At 49.4% G+C, this 342-nt stretch carries 1 protein-coding gene; it reads right to left on the bottom strand.

All coding sequences use genetic code 11. The features are described 5' to 3' along the window. Window positions 1-63 precede the first annotated feature (63 nt). Window positions 64-342: IS66 family insertion sequence element accessory protein TnpB (gene tnpB, locus IV91_RS0115035; RefSeq protein WP_031599599.1), on the bottom strand; the 279-nt coding region annotated here is incomplete at its 5' end.

Genomic DNA, 342 nt, shown 5'->3' with positions numbered 1-342 from the left:
ACCACGAATCAATCGGTTGTGATCGATTTTCTGGTATATTTTCGAGTTATTTTTGCTCTCGTTTCAAGCGGTTGGCACACGGGAAAAACGTTTCCTGAAGGACTTCGGTTCCACGCCCTCCAGCAGGAGTTTGAGATGGGTCCAATCGGTTTCGGAAGAGCGGATCTGACTCCAGTCAGAGACAAACCTTCCAACTTCCAATTTTTTGCTCCAAATACAAAAACCGGAGCGATCCCAATACAAGACTTTGACCTGGTTGGCACGCCGATTGATGAAGCAGAACAGGTGTCCGCTCAGGGGATCCTGCTTCATCTCGTTGCGTGCCAGGGCATAGAGTCCGTC

This window comes from Ferrovum myxofaciens (genome assembly GCF_000735045.1).
In the GTDB taxonomy this organism is placed as follows: domain Bacteria; phylum Pseudomonadota; class Gammaproteobacteria; order Burkholderiales; family Ferrovaceae; genus Ferrovum; species Ferrovum myxofaciens.
Note: the sequence above shows the minus strand (reverse complement) of the source record. Positions and strands in the feature narration are given on the sequence as shown.